At 52.6% G+C, this 18176-nt stretch carries 13 protein-coding genes, 4 tRNA genes and 1 pseudogene; 2 read left to right on the top strand and 16 right to left on the bottom strand.

Features of this window, described 5'->3' with window-relative positions; translation table 11 throughout:
• The 7 genes and pseudogenes from D7Z26_RS19270 to D7Z26_RS19240 all read right to left on the bottom strand — a co-directional run bounded on the left by D7Z26_RS19270 (nucleotide 1) and on the right by D7Z26_RS19240 (nucleotide 4575).
• A pseudogene (locus tag D7Z26_RS19270) lies at nucleotides 1-1266 on the bottom strand (methyltransferase domain-containing protein).
• Between the two features lie 35 nt (nucleotides 1267-1301).
• On the bottom strand, nucleotides 1302-2087 hold the full coding sequence (locus tag D7Z26_RS19265; protein WP_120978645.1) for a nucleotidyltransferase domain-containing protein: 786 nt from the start codon (nucleotides 2085-2087) through the stop codon (nucleotides 1302-1304).
• A 65-nt stretch (nucleotides 2088-2152) separates the two neighbouring features.
• Nucleotides 2153-3658 carry a TROVE domain-containing protein gene (locus tag D7Z26_RS19260; RefSeq protein ID WP_120978644.1) on the bottom strand — a complete coding sequence of 502 codons (1506 nt, stop codon included), beginning with the start codon at nucleotides 3656-3658 and terminating at the stop codon, nucleotides 2153-2155.
• 515 nt (nucleotides 3659-4173) lie between these two features.
• A tRNA-Ile gene (locus D7Z26_RS19255) sits at nucleotides 4174-4249 on the bottom strand.
• Between the two features lie 3 nt (nucleotides 4250-4252).
• Nucleotides 4253-4329, bottom strand: a tRNA-Glu gene (locus tag D7Z26_RS19250).
• 3 nt (nucleotides 4330-4332) lie between these two features.
• A tRNA-Pro gene (locus D7Z26_RS19245) sits at nucleotides 4333-4410 on the bottom strand.
• Nucleotides 4411-4500: 90 nt separating this feature from the next.
• A tRNA-His gene (locus D7Z26_RS19240) sits at nucleotides 4501-4575 on the bottom strand.
• Between the two features lie 840 nt (nucleotides 4576-5415).
• Here D7Z26_RS19240 and D7Z26_RS19235 point away from each other — a divergent pair.
• On the top strand, nucleotides 5416-6741 hold the full coding sequence (locus tag D7Z26_RS19235) for a helix-turn-helix transcriptional regulator (protein ID WP_120978643.1): 1326 nt from the start codon (nucleotides 5416-5418) through the stop codon (nucleotides 6739-6741).
• The gene (locus tag D7Z26_RS19230; RefSeq protein WP_120978642.1) at nucleotides 6716-7519 is read left to right on the top strand and encodes a WYL domain-containing protein; all 804 of its coding nucleotides are present in this window, start codon (nucleotides 6716-6718) and stop codon (nucleotides 7517-7519) included. Before D7Z26_RS19235 ends, D7Z26_RS19230 begins: the two co-directional genes overlap by 26 nt.
• Nucleotide 7520: 1 nt before the next feature.
• Here the strand turns inward: D7Z26_RS19230 and D7Z26_RS19225 are convergent, their stop codons facing one another.
• From D7Z26_RS19225 to D7Z26_RS19180, 9 genes are all read right to left on the bottom strand, one after another.
• Nucleotides 7521-8255: a suppressor of fused domain protein gene (locus D7Z26_RS19225; RefSeq protein WP_120978641.1), complete on the bottom strand. Its 735-nt coding sequence runs from the start codon at nucleotides 8253-8255 to the stop codon at nucleotides 7521-7523.
• 23 nt (nucleotides 8256-8278) lie between these two features.
• Nucleotides 8279-9433: a response regulator gene (locus D7Z26_RS19220; protein ID WP_120978640.1), complete on the bottom strand. Its 1155-nt coding sequence runs from the start codon at nucleotides 9431-9433 to the stop codon at nucleotides 8279-8281.
• Entirely contained in the window at nucleotides 9414-11246 is a 1833-nt protein-coding gene (locus D7Z26_RS19215; protein ID WP_158602375.1) for a sensor histidine kinase, read from the bottom strand. The genes D7Z26_RS19220 and D7Z26_RS19215 overlap by 20 nt, the downstream gene beginning before the upstream one ends.
• A gap of 572 nt (nucleotides 11247-11818) precedes the next feature.
• Nucleotides 11819-12709 carry a GNAT family N-acetyltransferase gene (locus D7Z26_RS19205; RefSeq protein ID WP_120978637.1) on the bottom strand — a complete coding sequence of 297 codons (891 nt, stop codon included), beginning with the start codon at nucleotides 12707-12709 and terminating at the stop codon, nucleotides 11819-11821.
• On the bottom strand, nucleotides 12706-13326 hold the full coding sequence (locus D7Z26_RS19200; protein ID WP_120978636.1) for a TetR/AcrR family transcriptional regulator: 621 nt from the start codon (nucleotides 13324-13326) through the stop codon (nucleotides 12706-12708). Before D7Z26_RS19200 ends, D7Z26_RS19205 begins: the two co-directional genes overlap by 4 nt.
• A 14-nt stretch (nucleotides 13327-13340) precedes the next feature.
• Nucleotides 13341-13856 (bottom strand): GNAT family N-acetyltransferase, encoded by a 516-nt coding sequence (locus D7Z26_RS19195; RefSeq protein ID WP_120978635.1) that lies wholly within the window; start codon nucleotides 13854-13856, stop codon nucleotides 13341-13343.
• A gap of 16 nt (nucleotides 13857-13872) precedes the next feature.
• A complete protein-coding gene (locus D7Z26_RS19190; protein ID WP_120978634.1) occupies nucleotides 13873-15108 on the bottom strand; it encodes an aminopeptidase in 1236 nt (411 codons plus the stop codon).
• A 199-nt stretch (nucleotides 15109-15307) separates the two neighbouring features.
• A complete protein-coding gene (hflX, locus tag D7Z26_RS19185) occupies nucleotides 15308-16585 on the bottom strand; it encodes a GTPase HflX (RefSeq protein WP_120978633.1) in 1278 nt (425 codons plus the stop codon).
• Nucleotides 16586-16993: 408 nt separating this feature from the next.
• A complete protein-coding gene (locus D7Z26_RS19180) occupies nucleotides 16994-18172 on the bottom strand; it encodes an NAD(P)/FAD-dependent oxidoreductase (protein WP_120978632.1) in 1179 nt (392 codons plus the stop codon).
• Nucleotides 18173-18176: the final 4 nt, after the last annotated feature.

Here is an 18176-nt window from a genome sequence, read left to right as displayed (position 1 = left end):
CTACTCCTCCTTCCTGCGGACAATCGCGCCCTGCGTCGTTTGTATTCCGTCGACGCCATCGCCGATCGCCACGAATTCATAGTTCAATCCTAGACCTTCAATAATGTCCGCGAACCATGCTTGGAACGCTTGCCGGCTCATTTCCTATTTGTGATCCTCATGCCGGAAACCGTCCAATTCATAATACGGGTTAAAATCCGCGTTCGGCGTCGTCACGATCAAACGATCGAAATCGACTCCTTCGCAAATTTGGCGAATAAGCTCCCCGGCTTCTCCCTCGCTCATATGCTCGATGACTTCCGTCAAAATAACGTCGACCTTTTCCCCGTTGTACGACTCCAGAAAACGATCGAGAGAAGGGAACGTCGCGATGTTATCGATTTGCTTCGCTTCGGCCTTACGCTTTACAATCTCGAGCAGTTCCTCGTTTACGTCGACCGCGTAATAGACGCTATCGATTTTCCCGGCATACGGGATTGCATAGAAACCCTCGCCGCAACCGATATCCAAAATCGGTTTGTCGAACTGGAGCGATCTCGCGATATAACTCCGACGTTGACCCGCGGTACCGCCATATTCGAGTTTGATCTCATAACGATCGGTACGCTCGATGTCCGCTTTGTATTTCATGAATCGCTCCCGGCCGGATAGGAAGTTTCTCGCGAACAAACTACGGATGTAGAACGGCGCGTCGATAACGTTCAGACTCCGAATGTATTTATCCAGTATGGAGTCCGAAATATCGATGTACTCATTGCCGAATATAGTGAGGAACAAGCATAGCACGGCGACGACATGCAGCAGATGAAATAGGCTTTGCTGCGTTGTAACCATCAGAGAGTAACTCTTGTGCGCCCCATGCTCCAGGGAGAATACGTAATCTTTCATATGTTTCTCGAAAAACTCGATATACCGAGTCCGATCCACATGAATCATATTGATGAAAAAAGAATTCTCGTAACCCTGACCGTCCCGATCGTCCTGCGCCTTAAACGGCGCGGAGAAAAACTCGCCGATCGCGTTTAGCGGGAAAAGAGGCGTATTGTAGCGGGAAACGTTCAAGTATTCGAAGCTCTCGTCTTCATGCTGCTTAAAGGATATCTCGTTCTCCGCGTCCTTGAAGTAGACGTTAAACGTGGATTCGTCGGAATACCAGCCGTACGCCATCCCTTGGCGAACGGGTCGGAGCTGCATGCCCGTACCCGGATTTTTCTTGATCAAGAACGTGAATTGCGGATTAGTGGATTTTACCTGCACGATTGCCAACGGAATCTTCCTCTCTTAAATCTTCTAATAAGGGATCAAGATCCCCAAGCTTCCAGCAAAGTCTCCCGAAACAAGGCATCCAGTCTATCGTCCAGCTTCGCGTCCGCGGACTTCATGGCAGCGGCGATCTTCTCCAACTCTTGCAACCTTTGTTCCAAGTAATCGTTGATCGGATTCAACCGCGGCTCGTAGTCCAGCTCCTCGCCCGACTTTTTGCGCGCAAGCAGCTGTTGGATGACCTGCCACAGTTCGCCGGACTTCGGAATGAGTTTCTCTACCAGTAGGTCGAAGGCCATGGGAGGCATCTCGCCGTACCGCTCGATCCATTCGCAAGCTAGAACCGGACGCAGCACATAGAAGTACTTCTTGATGCGAACCCGCTCTCCCTGCAAATACATCCGATAGTTGCCGCGCGCCATGTTCAGATAATGGTATAAACAAGATTTCGGCGAGAACGCAAGCGGAGAAATTCCGCGGAGTTGCTCGGTTACGCTGAATTGTTCGGCATAGCGAATCGGCGATTGCAGCCACTCGAGCAGCGGCGGGTTCGACTTGCGGTACAAACTCAGCGCCTTGCGCAAATCCCAGCCGCTGATGTCGAGTCGATCATTGATCGGACGCTCGATGACATCCCGCTTATCGAAGATGGATAAATACCACTCCGGTTGCCGGATATAGACGAACCGTACGTCGTAATCGCTGTCCCGCGAAGGAAATCCCCATGCGCGGCTGCCCGATTCGCAGGCGTAGAGGATGCGGATTTGCTCCTCCCGCTCCAAACGCTCTAATTGTTCCGTTATGACTGTATGTATATCGGACATTTCAGTCTCCTCCAATCAAGCCGAGCGGCCATGGAGGAACTCTCTCCCATGACCGTCCGACATTCTTACTTCTCCGCATCCAACTCGATCGCATCGATCCGTTCTACCATAGAGCCGTATCCTTTTGCCGTTTGCGCAATGTAGTTCAGAACCGTATCGCTCCATCCGTAGACGTAAAACGTATTGCGGTCCTGAGGCGGCACCATGGCGTTACGGTAAGGTGCGATGTCGATGATAAACGCTTTGACGTTCGGATTGACTTTGGCCCGGTATTTCACCAGCGCCTCGTAGAACGGACTTCCGCTGTTTTGCTGTTCGTCCGTGATGATGACGATTTGATCGACCTTGCGCCGCTCGGCCAGCAATTTCCTTACCGGCGCGCCCGTGTCCGTACCTCCGCGGGCAACGATTCGTTCGGCTTGCGACAGGATGCTGTCCCGACGAGACGGCCTGGCATCTTCCACATCGGTATCGAACAACCAGAACAAGGAGTTGCCTTCCGTTTTCTTATACAGAGCCAGCGCGAACACCGAACCGATCTGCAAATATTCGCCGTTCATCGAACCCGAGATATCCAAGAAGATAGCCGTGCGATCTTCCAAGTCCGGCAGATTCGAGAACGTATATTCCACCGCATCCCGAAGCGCGTCGCGCAACGCCGGATGTTGGACTTGACGGAATGCTTTCGCGAACCGAAAAGGCAAAATCTTCGCCTTCTGTAGAGCACGAGTATCCGTCAATCGGGCGATTACTGTGTCCAGGTTGTAACGATCCTCCAGAACTCCCGATTTCTCGAGAGTGCTCAAGTGGCGAAGCAACGCAAACGTCGGCATCTGGTCGATCAAGGCTCCCCAGATCGCTTTGGACGGTTTAACCGCTCCGGTAACGACCTCATGCGGCAGCTTACCCGTCTCGATCCAATGCAGTTTCTCGTCTTCCGTGGATGCGCGCTTCAATTGCTCCAGCGCCTCCACTTGCGGCAACAGGGACAAATTCGCCTCTTGACCGCGCAAATATCGGAACAGCGCTTGCTGCTTCATATCCGCGGGTTTCGGGTGAGCCGTGGCGATGGCGTCGCCCAGACTGTATCCGCGGCCCCGGCCGTTGTACTTGATCGCCCAGTACTCGGACACGCCCGCCAAAAACCGGTTCACTTGCCGTTTGACCGCACGGCCGCCTTCTCCGCGCCCCATTCCTTTCAGGATCGTCAGAAAATCTGTCAAGTCGGAAGGAATCTTTACGACCTTATGGAAAACCTTCGCGAACAAGTCCGGCCGATAGGCCGACAAAATCGCCAAGCCGAACAAGGGCTGAAGCCGCATATACCCTTCGTTCCTCGCATACACCAAGGCTTTAGCCATAAACAGCGCATTGCTTTGCGCCATCTCGCGATGCAACTGTTCCGCTTCCGTCAGAAGCTCATGCTGATCCGCGTAGAAGGTGTTGCCGAATGTATTGGTTAAAAGCGTCTGCGCATACTGCTCCTCAGCAGAGCGGATATATGCGGGATAGCCGTCTTTGTTCATAGCGGTCGGCCTAATGGCCGAAAATAATTTTTTCGCGAAACTCATGTTTATAGCCTCCTTTAATGGAACCGGCGAAGAATGAGTGGAGAAGGTCATCTACAGGACTCGAACCTGCCGTAATGCCCAGGGTAACTCGGGAGCTTTGTCAGCGAAGTAACCTTCCCCGGCGCCTCGCCGGTCGAATCGTTATAACGATGGAGCGAGGAAAGCAATCTTGAAAAGGCGTTCATCCGGCGCCCCGACGAACGGGATATGCCGCCCCGCGAAGTAGCCCTCTCATTCGCCTCGCTCTTGTAATAAGGTATTACATAAATCGTTGAGGAAAAGGTCGGAAAGGTACATGCTGCTCTACCAACTGAGCTATCCCGCATTACGTCGGGAGTTGGACTCGAACCAACGACAAGCCGATTAGAAGTCGAAGTAACCCTTCCATACGCCTCAACGATTTCGTTATCTTGCGCCCTGCCTTGCGGCATCGGCTTCTTGCTCTTATCTTCGCTTAATCCCGGCCTTCCGAACATGGCGGAAGTATGACGAGCGACAATTATTTCAACAAATTTTGGTAGGGACAGCCGGAATCGAACCGGCCGCCTCTCGAATATCAGTCGAGTGTTCTACCTGCTGAACTATGTCCCTGTTTGGCGACGTGGACGGGGCTCGAACCCGCAAATCCGGACGTGAAAGGCCCGTGTGTTCTCCAGTTTCACCACCACGCCAGGTGGTCGGAACGGCAGGATTCGAACCTGCGGCCTCTTGCTTCCAAGGCAAGCGCTCTAGCCAAGCTGAGCTACGTCCCGATGGAGGATAGGAGCAGGAATGTCCCGCCGATCTGTCGGCCGCCCGTTCAGGCAACCTATTTGATAACGCCCATCCATGGTTAGAAGTATTGGGGAGACCAACCAGACTCGAACTGGTACTTGCGGATTCACAGTCCGCCGCGTTCGCCTTTTCGCCATGATCTCCATGCCATTAAATAATAAAAGCTATCCGTCAGCCGGCGTCTCCCCCTGCTCGATTGCAGGGAAGGAAATTTCCGGACTCCGGATAGCTCGATTCACGTAAGGAGGCGACTCCTCTTCACCCATCGGGTGGTAAAGGACGTCCATTCCGGTATTCCGGCAGACCAAACCTCTCTTTCGCGAATCGGCTATCCTGAACAATCGTCTCCCGATGTTTCTCCCGCGGAGCCATCCGAATATGCCGCTGCTTATTTTTTGTCATCCTAATCACCTCTCTCGGTTATATTCTTGAAACGGATATTGCAATATGTACTTTGGAAGGGATCAAAAAAGACTCCCTCTGCCCATGTCCTTCCCCACGGCTAATCAGCCATAGAAAAAGACCGCTGAGCATCAGCAGTCTTTGCGAGTACGCTTCTATTGGAACCTATCGCCGGGTCAAGTTGTATGACACAACCGACGGACCGAAGGGTACCTGCGTCTGCAAAGAATGCCGGTATGAGATTGGATACAGGAGTCGTGCTTCTCTAAACGCTGAATGCTAATCGGATGTTCTTCATGAGCCGGTTTGCTCGTTCTCTCGATTCGATTCATCTCTAGCATGCTCCTGCACCTCTTTTCATTGGAATGTATTGTTGCTTATCCTAACACCGTTTACTCAACAACGTCAACCATTAACTTCCATAAATAACGGTGATCTTCACAACCTGATTTTCGCCGAATATGCGGCTTGCGAACAGGGTGAAAGTATGGCGACGGTTAAAAATATTACCATTTTCTCCAACATCCAAGCTTGTTACAATAGAAGGCATACTAGTTCGCGACAGAGTTGGGGGAACAAGCGTGGCTCGGGAAAGCTTTGATAAGGAAATTCAATTCCTGCGTTTGCTATCGCTTGCCGGCGGAGCATACAGCAGGCAACAGTTCGCCGCGCGCTTAGGAATCTCCGTTCATACTTACGATAAAACATTGCGATATCTTAAAGAAATGATGAGCACCCACCAGCAGCGCCTCCCCTTGGAACAGGGCGTCGAGCTTTCGGAAGGCCTTCGTTACAATCACTACGAGTCGGCCGATCCGTTGTTGCTTTTCCTTTTCCGGGCGAAATCGCTTAAAGAGTCCGAGAGCGTGCGACTATCCATCATATTGGGCGCCTTGCAAGGTGAAGAGTTAACCGCGAAAGAAACGTTGGATAGGTGCAACGAGACGATGCCAGTGGATTATCCGTGTCCCGACGAGAAAACCGTTCGCGGCGACCTCAAGTACTTGGAAGAAGTCGGCGTAATTATCCGTTGCGCCGGGGGACGTCCCTATCGGTACAAAGCCGCGAACGATCTGATCGATCAACTGTCCGACGAAGAGCTGATGGATCTCTACGACTACGTCGACGTTATGGCCAATACGCAAGTCCCTTCCGTTCAGGGTTATCTGCTCCGGGATACGCTTAAGAAAGCGTTGCGGAAACGGGACTATAACCCGGATGTCGCCGACACCCATCTCTACAAGTACCACTACCATTCGCGCATTTTGGACGAAGCGCATTTGTACACGATTTTCAGGGCGATTCGCCAGCGGAAAAAGCTTCGCTTCCTCTACTTGTCCCCTAAGAGGGCCAAGAGCTATGCCTCGCAGAATACGAATCCCTTGTTCGAGCGGGAAACGGAAGGCATTACGGAGACGCTGCTTCCTCTTCGCGTCGTGTATGACCATCAGTACGGGAGATGGTATCTTGTCGGGCATAACGCGAGGCAAGGAACGATGAAATTCCGCATGGAGGGCCTTACTCAGATCGAAGAGGGAGAGTCCGTTCCGGAAGAAGAATTCGTTCAGAAGCTCGATAAAATCGAAGAGCAGATGAAATACAGCTGGGTCACGGACACGCTCAGGCCTTTGAAGGTAGCCGTTCGCTTCTATAACCCGGACCGATCCGGAGCGAATTTCGTTCGTGAGAGGGTCGAGGCTCAGGGACAATGGGGAACGATCACGGAGGAATCGGATACGACTTTCTTATTCGAGATCACGGTTAACGGGATATACGAAATCAAACCGTGGCTGCGAAGCTTCGGCTCTAGCTGCGAGGTATTGGAGCCTGCTTGGCTTCGCAAGGAGTTCATCGCGGAGTGGAAGGAGATTCAGGGTTACTATGAATCCATTCGAGAAAATATTTAACTACCAAGTCATCTCCCGCCTCGATGAAACGGGATCCTTCGCTTTGACTTCGCAGGAACGATCGTGGCTCAGAACGATGCTCGAGCATTCGGCTTCGGCTGAAGCCTTTGATTCGGGGACGCTGAACAGGCTCCGTCAATTGCTGGTTGACGAAGCTTCGACCGACATCCGCGAGATCATCGTAGAGAAAGCCAAGAGCCGGGAAAGGCAAGTGTACCATCCGCTTCTTCGCGTGCTCCGCCGAATCATCATGCGCCGCGAAGGCATTCGTCTAACTTATCGCATCAAGCATGGCGGCGTGAAGACGAACCAATCCGGCCTCCCCTACAAGCTGGAATACTCGATGGTGAAGCGGGAATGGTACCTGCTCTGGTACAACACTCGACAGCATGCGCTCATGTCCACGAAGCTGCAAAATGTCGTGGCTGTTGAAGAGTTAGAAATAGCCGCCGATCGAGCTAATGTCATTAAGGACGAAATTGTGGACTTGCTGGATAAGCGCAAGGAGCAGGCCGTCATCGAGGTTAACCGGACGTACAATGCCGAGCTGTCGCGGATTCTGTACTCCTTCTCCTGCTTCGAGAAAACCGTAAGCTACGACGAAGAGTCGAACCTGTACCGAATCCATGTGACCTGCCAGTCGGACGAAAGCGAGTTTTTATTGTCCAAAGTCCGGTTTCTCGGGCTGCGGGTGAAGATCGTGGAAGGCGAGCATCTTAAGCGTCGCATGCGGGAGTCAGCGGCGAAGGCTCTTGGTCGGTATGGGGTTGGGGATTAAACTAACTCCTCCACCTCGAAAAGAACGAGCGCTTGCAAGTATTCTTTCTTTTCAAGTCCACTACTTCATTCAATTGATATTTATCGAACTTATCCAAAAGCGCGTCGGAGCCTTCGTCTAGCTTGAATTGCATTTCCTCGCCGAAAAGGGGAACAAGGCAGTAAAAATGAACGCAACGCTCTTCGTCTATTTGTAACGTATGGAATTCTTGGCTGACACGAATAGGAGGAAGTAGAATGATTCCGTTCAGATTCGTTGCGCCGGAGAGGGGTTCCGCTGGATCTCCGTTAGGAATCGTATGTCCCTGCCCTAGCCACGTATCATGTTCGTGAGGAAGTCTGGCCAGCATTTTCAACCAATAGACAGGCCAATAATGATCGGGATTCTCGAAAGCAGCATCCGATATCGGCCAATCCGATGGCAAACATACCATCAACTCCGCAAATCTGTAATCCTCCCTCCCCTCTGGCGCATTCATGGGCAGGTAACTCATCCCCGTCGTGAACAAGACATGGTAGGGATGACGTTCCGTCGGTTTAATATGATGGACATCGACATGAATCAAGTCCGACATGATTTCATGAAGAACGGTCTCCACGGTTCCGTAATGCTTCTCGAAATGCTCTTCGATTTTCTCGCTCCAGCCTTCTTCTCCATAAGTCGGCGGTGTCCACTCGGAATCCTTGGCGTCGTATCGATATACGGGATCCCCCGCTTTGGTGTATTCTTTCGTCATATTCGCTCATCTCCAATAAAAAGTTACTTAACCTCTTCGGAAAGACTGCTAACTAGCGAATCATAGAGCAGAAGCAGCCCCTTAGACGGACGAATGCCAAGTTCTCTGCTCAAGAGTTTGACATAGTCTGTATACTGGGCAGTTAAACCTTTCTTGTCGCCGTCCTGCGCGCGCAGCTTCATGAGCAAGCCGACGACCGATTCGTCGAGTGGGTAACGGGCATGCAGCTTCAGCAGAAGCTTCGACGCTGCGGGTCCGTTCCGAAGGGCCAGGAGGGTCTCTGCTAATCTTTTGACGAAAGAAACATACCGCTCGACCAGGCGTTCCGTCTCATGGATGGCCCATACGTATGCCTTGCTGCCGAACAAATCTCCGGTATACAGCCTTTCTACTTCCAGCGCTTCTTCGACGTCGTCGGCTTCGATGCTCCCTAGTTTCCCAGATCGCAGCTCGAATTCCTCGTAATCGATAACGGCTCCGTCCAGTTCCAACGCGTAACCGTCGTTCTCCGAGCGAACCGACTCCCGCAGCCCTAGAGGCTCCAACGATTTGCGCAGTTGATAGACGGTCGTGTTCAAGTATTTGTCCGCGTTTATGTCGATCATCCCCGCGAATATATCCGCGATAAGTCGCGAACGGGATATCCATCTGCCTCGATTTATGAGCAAATAGGCGAATAACTCCGCGCTTTTGCTTGAGATCCATTTCACGCGCCCCGTGCCGTTTCGCACGAAAAAGTCGCCTAACGTGGCAATGCTTATTCCGCCATTCGTCTCCCGAGCAGTCGAGTTCTCCGCATGCGCCGAACGCTCGGATTTGCGGTTCGCCAACGCGCGTTGGATCGTCCGTTCCAGTCGTTCCTGCGTCACCGGCTTCACCAAGTAGTCGAGCACCGACAGCTCGTACGCTTCCAAGGCGAAATCCTTGTGAGAGGTGACGAACACGATCTGAGTCTTGCTACCCGCATTGTCCAGCTTGGCCGCGAACGTCAGCCCGCTGTCTCCCGGCATGGAGATGTCCACGAACGCCAGCTCGACGTCGGCATTGTCGCTCAGGAACGTCGCCGCGGCATGCGTATCCGGGAAAGTACCCACTATCTGCAGTTCGGGATATTTGACGAGCATTTTACGCATGATCAAGTGCATGACCGGCTCATCGTCAACCAATATGACTTTCATATACTTTCACCGCCGTTCGTTCGCTTTCGTTCGTTCCCCCGCCGCCTAGCGCGCCGGGTAACGTGAATAAGAATGTCGTCCCCTGTCCGGGTTCGCTCTCGAATTGAAGACCGCCCCCGTGAATACGGAGGAACTCGCGGGTCAGCACCAGTCCGAACCTCATCTCGCCGCCGTCCCCCCCATTCTCGAAGCGCGGCTCCTTGAAGAACATTTCTTCTTGCCGCAGTGCCTTGGCCGTCTCCTCGTCGATCCCTCTCCCGTTGTCTCTCACGGATACTTTGACCAGACTCCCTTCCCGGGATGCTCCGATCTCGATTATTCCTCCCACGTCCGTATATTTAATGGCGTTCGAAAGCAAGTTGCGGAGAATAAGATCCAACATCTCCTTGTCCGCGTTCACCGCCAGCGTCTCGTCAATATGCTCCGTCATGCGGATTTGCTTCATTCCCGCTCTGGCGCCCGCAAGGGACAGAGCTTGCCTGACGACCTGTTGTACATTCCACGCCGATGGCCGAAAAGCGATTTTACCGTTCTGGCTGCGATACCAGTCCAGCAGATTGTCGACGAGATGGAACGTGCCGCTCACTTGCCGTTTGATTTCGTGAAACACTTCAGCCTGCGCGATGTCGGTATCCGTCGGCTCTTCTTCCAGCAGCTCGGTCAAGCTGACCAGGAGCGCGATCGGATCGCGTATGTCATGAGCCATGACAGTGAACAGCTTATCCTTGAACGCGTTCAGTTGGGATAGTTGACGGGCGTTCTCGCGTAACCGTTCCTCGTTCTCCTTTAGCTCCGTGATCTCGTTGAACATCATTATTTTACCGACAGGCGTTATTCCTCCGTTCTCGTAAATAAAGGATAAACTGCAAATGTAATGCCTGTCCCGGTCGGCATGTGAACGACTGAACGGGAAGCGTTCATCCCGAGTGTTCGACACATCGATCCGTCTTAGCAAATCCGGGTGACCCGACAGAACATCCTTGCCGTATGCGGGGCTCGGAGCCGAGGAAAGCTCTGGAAACACCTTCTCCGCAGCCCCGTTGTAGCTTACGATCCTGCCTTCGTAATCGAGCAGGACGACGCCGTCTCCGATCGTTTCGAATACTTTGGCAAATGCAAGCGGCGTCAAGCGGAGCAGGTCGAACCGGAAAATTCCCCATACATACGCGAGGCCCGACACCGCGAAGCCGAATGGCGTATAATCGATGGTCCGATCGAACAGATACGCAAAATTAAAGAGCAAGGGAGCCATCGCGCCCAGAATGAGGATGAGGATCTGTTTGCGCACCACGGGCAACGAACGCAAGTACATGGGGACGAACAATACGGTGCCGAAGATCAGAACGAGATAGTTGTAAAATCCGTGCAACCGGTACAGCGGACCTTTAATCGTCATATAGATCGGATCCCCGTCGCTCTCGCTCAACACGTACTCTCTATAGAAGAGATGATGCCACTCATTGGTGAGGTGGGAGAGAAAGGTGATGACCGGTATGACGAAAAGCAAGATCAGGTACCTTTTTCGGAGCCGAGCCGCCGCTCCGCCGGTAAATTGAATGACTAACAGCAGCCAGAACGCCGTTACGAACGGAATGCCGATATATTCGATCTGGAGGGCGATTCTCGTACCCCGCAATGTAGTGCTCAGAATTTCGAACGCGTATCCGAAAGAGTAAAATGCTGCCGCCAGCATCACGAAGATCATCGTCCGGGAAACGCGTAAGTGACGCTTCCGGTATGACAAGTAAGACACGAACCCCATCAGCGCCGTCGCGAGAAAGAGCAACAACGACATCGAGTTTCTGATGTCCACGACCGCCGCCTCCTTTTTGAATCCGATCCGTAACATGTTCGACAGGAAGCGCCAAAGTTCCTTTGGAAAACAAAGAAAAGACTCTCAGCGGTAGGGCGGAGAGTCGGTTTGGTTGCTATCGCAACAAGCACGGGGGTTAGAGCGGTTATGACGATTCGATAAAAGGGTTCGTACAATGCTTAGTTGCGGAAGTCGGTACGCTCGATTTCATTAATTCCTGCTAATGAGCAGGAATTGTCGCCCCTTCTATTCCGTATGATCAAAATACCTGCAAATGCGCAGCTTTCTAGCCCGAACTTAAGGGAGATCGCGATTTCTTCGGTCAGCACCTGCATACTTGCAGGCTTTTCCAAGACCACGCCTGACCCGGGCGACGAAGCCTGCACATTTACATCCATTCGGAGTGGGTAGTTAAGGTGAAATGAAGCCGACGATAGTAGTTTGAAAATAAAAGAGCGGAGTCTTCTATAAGATTGTGCGAGAAACAGGACGTGGACTAAGTTTTCAATAAACATCAAAGGCAGTCTAGAACATTTGTTTCTCGTCCATGACTGCCTTTATTCCGATTATCCTTAAATTTGAACAACCAGCTCCATATGAACCTGCTCCACGTACGAGGCAAATCCCAAACCCGATAACAAATCGATGAGTTCCTTATTGGAGGCCCTAATATTGACTGCTAACCGCTTTATGGAAAGCGCGGATGGCGCATAGACTTCGCGCAAGGCCGCTTTGAGGATTTCCGCCGTATCCGTTCGTCCCGGCATCGCTTCGCATTGATAGAGCGCGATCGTTGCCAGCCCCCCGTCTTCTCCGAAGACCCGTTTGAACAACGCATAACCCACCGCTTCATTACCATCGGATATGATGAGGCTCTCCCCGTCCTTCATGCTGGCCCACTGCGTCTGCCAAGCTGAAAAATACCGATAGAAAGGCAGGTTTCTGACCTCCGGCGGCAACCCCCTTGTCATCGCGTAACGGTGAGGGAAGGTCGGCTGCAATTGGCCTGCATCCAGTATCCCCGTATGTTGCATGCCTACGAGATTTTCCGTTACGCGATAACCGATGCTCTGATACAGCTTAATCGCGCGCTCATTCTGGAGGATCGCTTCCAGCAACGCGATGTCCACTCCCTGTTCGCGATAGAGCTGCAGGTTCCTTTCCATGAGCAGCTTGCCGATTCCTTTGCCTCTATAATCGGGAGCAATGCCGGTCCCGCCGTTCCAGGCCACTTTCTTTCCTTCGAGAACACGGAAGCCGTTCATCACGATTCCGACCGGGTGCGGATGCCCTTCCTCATACGCCGCCAAGGAATGTTCCAGGGAAAGACCTTCGCCCACGGACCTGGCCAAGAACTTCTCCATACTCAATTCGATATTGACGAAGTAACCTTCGAATCCCTTATTCCATAGCGCCACCGTTTCTTCCATCGTCAACTCGCTTAATCGTTTGTAGAAAATCATGAACCGTCACCTCCGAGGATATAGCGGAATACCATTTTTTCCGATTCGTCGATCGCTTGTCCGTATTCGGTATCCGCTCCGGCAAGCAAATATTGCAGAGCCAATCCGTCCCTGACGGACCAGAACAGTCGCGATGCTTGAGCGGCGTCCAGATCGGCGCGGAGCTCTCCCGTCTGCATGCCCGTCTCTATAATTCGTTGCACGAACGCTATTGCTTTGCCGGCATACTGCGTCCATCGCTCGGTCAGCCTCGGTTGGCGCGCGGCGTACAGCATGAACTCTAGATGAAACGAAAGCCATTGACGCAATTCCCCAAGCGACTGCCCGCGAAATCGGCCAAACAGATAAAGAATTCGTTCCTTAGCGCTCGGCATGCTCTTGAATTGCTCGCTTAAACTATCGACCATGGCGCCCATCTTGTCTTCGGCCATCTCGATATACATCTCTTCTTTGCTGGAGAAGTAGCTGTAAATGGCCCCTTTGCTGATTCCCAGATGACGTACGATATCGTCGACGGTCGTTGCCTGGAATCCTTTTTCCGTAAAACAATGCAACGCCCCTTCGAGAATGGCCGCCCTTTTGCCTTCCTTATACGCTTGCGATACTTTGGGTGACATTTCTCATTCTCCTCTTAGTTCAAAGGCTTCTCGTAAAGATTCGCGCTCCATCCGTCTCCGTCTACTCTGCGTCGAAAAGTAAATCCGGCCTTCCGGTACAATTCGTTCAGTTTGGGGCTATCCGCCATGCAATCGAGCCGGAACACTTGCAGGTTCTGCTCTCTCAATCGCTCCGCTGCCAAATCTAGAAGCCTATATCCCAGTCCAAGACCGGCATAAGCCCGCTTTACGACCAAGCGATGCAAATAAGCGCAATCGGCTTGATTCCCTTCGTCTCCCCATAGATCAGGTTCGGCCTTCACGAGAAAGAACGTCCCGATCGATTCTCCGTCGCTCTTCGCAATAAACATGTAGCCAATCGAATAACAGTAGTCGACGGCTTCCAACGTGAGCTGAGAAGCAATCCACTGGTTTATTCCTTGGGATTTCATCCAGTCCGCGGCCTCGAGCCACATCGCATGGACTTCGGGTAAAGTCTCCCGAGTCACCTGAACGAGCCTAGCATGACGAACAAGATCAGTCACATTCATGCCACCTACCTCCTAGTCAGAACGCCCAATTTCCGTTGCGGAACACGGGTTCCTTTTCCCCGTTCTCCCTTATCCCGTCGATGTCCATATCTTCCGAGCCCATCATGAAGTCGACGTGCGTCAAGCTATCGTTTAACCCATGGTCCTGCAGTTCCCGTTGGGTCATCTCCGTACCGCCTTGCAAGCAGAAAGGGAAAGCTCTTCCGATCGCAAAATGGCAGGAAGCATTCTCATCGAAGAGGGTGTTATAGAAAATAAGACCCGTATCGGAAATCGGCGAATGATACGGCACCAATGCAACCTCTCCTAAGTACCGGGAGCCTTCGTCGATCTCGATCAGACTCTTCAGGGATTCATAACCTTTCTCCGCGTGGAAATCCGTGATCCTTCCCTCTTGGAAATCGAGAGAGAAGTTCTCGATAAGATTGCCCTGGTAACTGAGGGGTTTGGTGCTCCTCACGGTTCCGTGGACCCCTGTTCTCACGGGTGAAGTGAATACCTCCTCGGTCGGCATGTTCGAGATGAATACGTCGCCTTCTTTGTTGACGCTGCCGGCCGAGACCCAGATATGGTTATGCGGGAGTTCTACCGTAATATCCGTTCCGGCTTTGGAACGATAATGCAGCGCCTTGTATTGCCGTTGATTAAGCATGTCGGCTCTCGTCCCCAGCGCGGCGGAATGCTCCCTCCAAGCTTCGATCGGGCGATCCCGGCCGACCCTCGTGGCTTCGAAGATGGCGTTCCATAGGGCGTCGACTCTCTTTTCTTCAGAGAGCGACGGAAACACCTTATCCGCCCAGGCGGGAGAAGGCACAGCGACAATCGACCAACTGACTTTTTGCGATAGCCGTGCGGAAGTCAATTTCCGCAACGCGGCATTGGCCGCTTTGCTCGCGATCTGGATCCGGTTCGGATCGATCCCGTTCATCAGATCCGGATTGCTAGCCACGACATATAGGAAAGCAGCATTATCGTCCGCTAATTCCTCATAACCTCTAGCCCTCCACATGGGGTATTCGTTCAAGGCTTCGGCAGGAGCCAACTCGTATCTCAGCCGGTTAACCTCATCGTCGAACCATTCCACATAGACATGCTTGGCGCCGACTTCATAGGCTCGCTTGACCGCCCCGCGCACGAATTCCGCCGAGATCAGGGGAGCCGTTATGACTAGCGATTGCCCTGGCTGTAAGTTAATTCCGACTTCAATTGCGAGGGATGCATATTGGTTTAACTTGTCTTGGAACGAATGCATTTTGAAATCCTCCTCCTCGGATCGACGATGATCGAATAAAAATGACTGACCGGTCGTTTTATTTAAAAAGTAGCGGATGGAGCGCTGGCTGTCAAGAATTTTCCAAAGAAGTTGCTCCGCATCAAAAAAAAATCCACGACCCTAAGATCGTGGATTTGCTTGCAGGCGTCGAGCACTGGTGTCCTAACTTGTCGATTATTTATTCCACTGCGATCGGCTCCGCGAACAAATGCTTGAATTTCTCGTAGTCCGCTTTCCTGCACTCCATCGTGAGGCGTGTACCGTTCGGCTCGTAGTCGGTTGCCTGAATATGCGCGTTGGCGTTGAAATAAGCGACCAGACGGCCTTCTTCGAACGGGATGATGACTTCGCACTGAATATAGTCTTGGAAAATCCGTTCCTTGACGAGCGTCATCAGCTCTTCCAGTCCCGCAGCTTGCTTGACGGAGAGGTATACCTTTTCTTCATCGACCTGCGGATACCGCTCGTCGGTCAGATCGGTCTTGTTATACGCATAGACCATCGGAATATGATCGGCTCCGAGATCCTTGAGCGTGGAGTTGGTTACTTCGATGAGCCGTTTGTACTCCGGATTGGAGTAGTCTACGACCTGAACGAGCAGATCGGCTTCGGCGACCTCTTCGAGAGTCGAGCGGAACGCCTTAACCAAATAATGCGGAAGCTGGCTGACGAAACCGACGGTATCCGTGAGCAGGAACGACTTGTTATCGGGCAGTTCGATGCTGCGGACCGACGTCTCGAGCGTGGCGAAGAGCATATCCTTGGCCAGCACTTGTTTGTTCGAATCCGGCATGTAGCGATTCAACAGCGCGTTCATGACGCTGGATTTGCCGGCATTGGTGTATCCGACGAGACAGACGACCGGCACGCCCGTCTTCAGGCGTTGCTTGCGCTGCACTTGTCGCTGGGCGACCAGCTTCTCGAGTTCGTGCTGAAGGACCGTGATTTTCTCTTCGATGCGTCTGCGGTCGAGCTCGAGCTTCGTCTCCCCCGCGCCTTTGTTCTTCAGCCCTGAACCTCCGCCTTGACGGCCAAGGGATTCCCGCAGTCCAACAAGCCTCGGGAGCATGTATTGCAGCTTCGCGACCTCCACCTGCAATTGAGCCTCTCTCGTTCTGGCCCGCTCCGCGAAAATATCGAGGATCAGAATCGTGCGGTCGATAACCCTTTTCTGCAGCGAGCTCTCCAGATTGCGAATTTGCGAAGGGGACAGCTCATCGTTAAAAATAACGGTCGACGCTTCCAACCCTTCCGCAAGCGCGGACAGTTCCTCGATTTTGCCGGTGCCGAGGTATTGGGAGCTGTTGATTTTGGACAAATTCTGGGTCAGTTCTCCGACCACCTCGATATTGCAGGCATCCGCAAGACTGCGAAGTTCCTCCATCGAGTAGGCAAAATCGGGCCGATCGTTTAAGTTAACGCCGACGATGACGGCTTTGTTGTTCGGTTGTTCCATAGGGGGATTCCTCCTCTTGATCAGACGGGTTTAAGGTACAAAAAAACACACGGGCGCCGTGGCCTGTGCGTTACGCGTACGGGAAAGAGGACTGCGGATCGACGAAAAGAAACCCACCGCGACGGCGAGTAAACTTCTGCGCTTCCGATATTAAAGTCACATGGGACAGACTTAATCTGAGTCCTCTGCACGCGGGCAGAGACTTGGCGCTATTCAATTAGCCGCGCAAAGATCTAACTCGGATATAGTCTATCACACGTAACCCTCCGTTCAATTCAAGTTAGCCAATTCTATCATAGGACTTGGCGGGATTGCAAATCATTGGGTCAATAAAAAAGCAACCTCGGCCCGGCCTATGCCGAACCAAGGTTGCTTGGTTTATCTTCTCGTCCGTGCCTTAAGCTTGTCCTAGTAAGCGAGCGTAAACAGTCCGTTGATGTGGGTCAGATAGCGGGCGTTGCTCGCTTTCTTCATCAGCGATGCCGGGAGTCCGCGCATCTCGATGCCCGTTTCGCCGACGGAGCCGATTCCGTCTTTGCGGCCTAGGCTAGCTAGCGTACCGGAGAATACAGGGGAGAAGCCGTTCGTTTTCATCCCTTTGAAAGAAGCGGCGATATTCGCGCCGACCAGCTCGCCCATCTGCCAAGCTAACTGAGCCGTAGGCGGGTAAGGACGACCTTCCGGTCCGAACACGACCGCGCAGTCGCCTGCCAAGTATACGTCCGGGTGCGAAGTCGATTGCAACGCTTCGTTAACGGTCGCGCGACCGCGATTGACTTCGATGCCGCAGTTGGCTACGAGCGTATTGCCTTGAACGCCGCCTGTCCAGACCACCGTGTTCGCTTCGATCGTACGGCCGTCTTTCAAAGTAACGACATTGCCTTTGACTTCCGTGATCGGAAGGCTAGTCAGGAATTCCACGCCGCGTTTCTCGAGGCTCGTTACGGCCCGTTGAATAAGATCCGGCGAGAACATCGGCAGAATCGTCGGCATGGCTTCAACCAAGTGAAGCGAGATGTCGGAGAAATCTACGCCGTTCTCGCGGCAGATCGCAGGCAATTCATCAGCCAGCTCGCCGACCAGCTCGACGCCGGTCAGACCGCCTCCGCCGATAACGAACGTCGCGTCTGCTTTATTTTTCGATGTCGCGTACGCTTTGATACGGTCTTTGACATGGGCAAAAATCCGATTCGCGTCCAGTACGGATTTCAGGATCAAGCTATTCTCTTGCAGTCCCGGAATGCCGAAATAATTCGTTTCGCTTCCGAGCGCAAGCACCAATGCATCGTAACGGTATGATGAACCGTTGTTCAGCGATACTTTCTTTCCTTCCGGATCGATGGATTGCACTTCTCCAACGACGATGTTCACTTGTTTGCCTTTCAGCAATTTCTCCAGGGGCAGCGCAACGGCTTTCTCGGATACATTGCCTGCGGCTAGACGGTGAAGCTCCGTAATGATCTGATGCGTGCTTGCGCGGTTAATGACCGTAATATTCGCTTCAGCGGTCGACAAATGCTCTCTTGCGGACAGGGCGCTAAGCAAGCCGCCGTAACCGGCTCCGAGAATCAATATTTCTTTACTCATCCAT

The sequence above is a fragment of the Cohnella endophytica genome (assembly GCF_003628305.1).
Lineage (GTDB): Bacteria > Bacillota > Bacilli > Paenibacillales > Paenibacillaceae > Cohnella > Cohnella endophytica.
The sequence above is the reverse complement of the archived record's forward strand: the minus strand, read 5'-3'. Positions and strand labels throughout refer to the sequence as shown.